This is a genomic window from Ruegeria intermedia, assembly GCF_900129345.1.
In the GTDB taxonomy this organism is placed as follows: domain Bacteria; phylum Pseudomonadota; class Alphaproteobacteria; order Rhodobacterales; family Rhodobacteraceae; genus Ruegeria; species Ruegeria intermedia.
Map to the genome: position 1 here is coordinate 1 of NZ_FQVK01000055.1, position 4,016 is coordinate 4,016.

A 4,016-nucleotide genomic window follows, 5' to 3' on the forward strand; every position below is an offset into this window, starting at 1 on the left:
TGGAGTATCGCGAACGACCTTCGAGGCAAGATGAATGCCGACGAGTTCCGCGACTACATATTGGGCTTTATCTTCTATAAATACCTGTCAGAGCGCCTCTACCTCTATGCCAACGATGTCCTTCAACAGGACGGAATCACCTTCGACCAGATCGACGAAGGATCGCCGGATGGTCAGGAGATTCTTGCAGCTGTCGCGGAAGCAGCCATTGGCGCGCTTGGATATTTCCTGAAGCCGTCGGAACTGTTCAGCGCCATGGCCAAACGGGGTGCTAAACCGGGGCAGTTCATTCTTTCCGACCTCACGGACGTATTGAACCACATTCAGGAGTCCACTCTGGGCTCCGAATCCGAAGATGATTTCGACAACCTGTTCGAGGATCTCGACCTCACCTCTTCGAAACTCGGTCGCACCGAAAAAGCCAAGAACGACCTCGTCGTGAAGATCCTAACCAGCCTTGATGGCATCGACTTCGGCCTTGACGAGGCGGACAGTGATATTCTGGGCGACGCCTACGAATACCTCATTGGTCAGTTCGCAGCGGGGGCTGGCAAAAAGGCGGGAGAGTTCTACACCCCCCAACAGGTCTCGACGATCCTTGCTCAGATCGTCACCACCGGTAAATCTCGTCTGCGGTCGGTCTATGACCCCACCTGTGGGTCAGGTTCTTTGCTTCTGCGTGTTGCGCGAGAGGTCAAGCATGTTGAGGATTTTTATGGTCAAGAACAGAACCGCACGACCTACAACCTCGCGCGGATGAACATGATCCTGCACGGGGTGCATTACAGAAACTTCGACATCCGACAAGCCGACACGCTGGAAGAACCCCAGCATGAGGGCATGCTTTTCGAGGCCATCGTAGCGAACCCGCCATTTTCTGCAAAATGGTCAGCCAGCAGTATTTTCGAAAGCGACGATCGCTTTCAGGAATACCCCAGGCTTGCTCCTGCATCGAAGGCGGATTTTGCCTTTGTCCAGCACATGATGCATCATTTGGATGAAAACGGCACGATGGCCGTGGTGCTGCCGCATGGCGTGCTGTTCCGCGGCGCAGCCGAAGGTGCCATTCGTCGTTACTTGATTGAGGAAAAGAACTGGCTCGATGCGGTCATCGGCCTGCCCGCAAACATCTTCTACGGAACGGGCATCCCAACTTGCATTCTGGTCTTCAAAAAGTGCCGTGAAACGGACGATATCCTGTTTGTCGATGCTTCAACCTGTTTCCAGAAGGGCAAAAATCAGAACTGGCTGGGGCCAGAGGACGTGGACCGGATCGTAGGCGCTTATCGCAACCGGGTGGAGGAAAAGCGCTTTGCCCATCGGGCCAGCCGTGACGAGATTGCCGAGAACGGATACAACCTGAACATCCCCCGCTATGTGGACACCTTCGTGCCACCGCCGCCGGTCGATCTGGCCGCGACGTCCCAAGCGCTGACTGATTTGCGGCGAGACATGGCGCAAGTGGACGTGCAAATCCGCGCCTTCTGCGCAGAACTGAGACTGGAGAGTCCGGTATGAGTTCGCCCGAGATCAGGTTCCCAGAGTTCGCGGATGAGTGGAAGCAAGTGCCGCTGCACACGCTTATGGACCGTGTGCGAGAAGAAATCGATCTCGATCCGCATGAAACCTACACTGAGATTGGTGTGCGCTCGCATTGCCGTGGTGTGTTTCACAAAGAGCCTACAACAGCATCAGAGATCGGTGCAAAGCGAGTGTTCCCAGTAGTGCCGAACACGCTGGTGTTCAACATAGTCTTCGCTTGGGAACAGGCGGTTGCTGTTCTCGGGGAGCAGGAAGCAGGCATGATTGCATCGCACCGATTCCCGATGTTTCGGGCGAATCCAAAAACCGCAAATCTGGAGTTTCTCGAGCGAGTATTTCAGCGCAAACGTGGGAAACACATACTCGAACTTGCATCGCCGGGCGGTGCCGGCAGGAACAAGACGCTGAACATTGGCGAATTGCTGAAGTTCAAAATTGCCGCCCCAACCCGCGCCGAGCAGGAGAAAATCGCGGCGTTTCTTCAGGCGGTGGATGCGCGCCTACGGGGGCTGCGGCGCGAGAAGGCGCTGCTGACGGACTACAAGACCGGGCTGATGCAGAAGATCTTCTCGCAAGAGATCCGCTTCCGCGCCGACGACGGAAGCGCGTTTCCGGAGTGGGACGAGGTGGAGTTGGGGAGCGTTCTCGCATACGTCCAGCCAACCAAATACCTTGTGAAAACCAAAGACTACAGTGACGCCTTTGAAACACCTGTGCTGACTGCTGGAAAAACATTCATTCTTGGATACACAGATGAGAAAGATGGGATCTTCGAACCCAAGGTTCCCGTTATCATTTTTGATGATTTCACCACGAACTCCCAATACGTGGACTTTCCGTTTAAGCTGAAGTCCTCCGCAGCAAAAATACTCAAGCTGAAGAAAGAAGGTGGGCAAATGCGCCTACTGTTTAATCTCCTACAACAGATTGAGTATTCACCAAAAGATCACCAAAGGCACTGGATTCAGGATTTTCAGTATCGCACCATTCCTTGGCCTCACCCCGACGAACAACGCAAAATCGCCGACGCGCTTGGCGCCATGGACGCCAAAATCTCCGACGTCGGTGCGCAGATCGAAAAGCTCGAAACCTTCAAGCAGGGCCTCCTGCAAAAGATGTTCGTGTGAGGTCTCGCCATGAGCACAACACAATCCGAGGCCCAGCTTGAATCCGAACTGGTCGGGCGCCTGACGGCGCTTGGCTGGCAGCCGGTCACCATCCGCGACACCGCCGCACTTGAGGCGAACCTGCGCACGCAGCTCGAGCTTCACAACAACAACCTGACCTTCACCGATGCGGAGTTCCGCAAGATCCTCGCCCATCTGGGCAAGGGCAGCCCGTTCGAGAAGGCCAAAACGCTGCGCGACCGTTTTCAGCTTGTGCGCGACGACGGCAGCAGCGTCTGGATCGAGTTCTTCAACACTCGCGACTGGTGCCGCAACCGCTATCAGGTCACCACGCAGGTCACGCAGGTCGGGCGCTACAAGAACCGCTATGACGTGACCCTGCTGGTCAACGGCCTGCCACTGGTCCAGATCGAGTTGAAGCGGCGCGGAATGGAGCTGAAAGAAGCCTTCAACCAGATCAACCGCTACCACAAGCATTCCTTTTGGGCGGGCACAGCGCTGTTCCAGTATGTGCAGATCTTCGTAATCTCGAATGGGGTGAACACCCGATATTTTGCCAACAACCGGCATCAGGACTTCAAGCAGACATTCCCTTGGGCTGACTTCGAGAACCGGCCTATCAACAAGCTGGATGCCTTCGCGGACGCCTTCCTCGAGAAATGCCAAATCTCGAAAATGATCGCGAAATACGTGGTGCTGCACGAAAGCGACCGCATGCTCATGGTTCTGCGCCCCTACCAGTATCATGCCGTGGAAGCGATCCTCGAGCGTGTGAAGGCCGGCCGGAAAAACGGCTACATCTGGCACACGACCGGGTCTGGCAAGACGCTGACCAGTTTCAAGGCCGCGCAGGTGGTGGTCGAGAATCCAAAGGTGGAAAAAGTTGTCTTCGTCGTGGACCGCGCCGACCTCGACTATCAGACAACGAAGGAGTTTAATCATTTCTCGCCCGGCTCGATCGACGGCACAGACAATACCGCCGCGCTGGTGGCTCAGCTCACGGACGATACGAAGGTGATCGTCACCACCATCCAGAAGCTAAACACCGCGATCACTCGCGACCGCTATGCCGGGAAGCTGGACGTGGTGAAAGACAAGCGAGTGGTCTTCATCTTCGACGAATGTCACCGGAGCCAGTTCGGCGAGACCCACAAGAATATCGTCGGATTCTTCAGTCGCGCACAGCTCTTCGGTTTCACTGGCACGCCAATCTTCGCCGACAACGCCGTGGGGAGGCGGACGACCAAGGATCTCTTCGGCGACCGCCTGCACCGCTATGTCATCACGGACGCGATCCGCGACGACAACGTTCTGAAGTTCTCCGTCGAATACTGGGGCAAGCTGAAG

Annotated in this window: 3 protein-coding genes; all 3 read left to right on the forward strand. The window is 55.8% G+C overall.

Features of this window, described 5'->3' with window-relative positions:
- Positions 1–1,518 (forward strand): type I restriction-modification system subunit M (locus F3H26_RS18925; protein ID WP_149777523.1); only part of this gene is annotated, 1,518 nt, incomplete at its 5' end.
- Positions 1,515–2,669 (forward strand): restriction endonuclease subunit S, encoded by a 1,155-nt coding sequence (locus F3H26_RS18930; protein ID WP_149777524.1) that lies wholly within the window; start codon positions 1,515–1,517, stop codon positions 2,667–2,669. The genes F3H26_RS18925 and F3H26_RS18930, both read left to right, overlap by 4 nt.
- A gap of 9 nt (positions 2,670–2,678) precedes the next feature.
- Positions 2,679–4,016: type I restriction endonuclease subunit R (locus F3H26_RS18935; protein ID WP_149777525.1), on the forward strand; the 1,338-nt coding region annotated here is incomplete at its 3' end.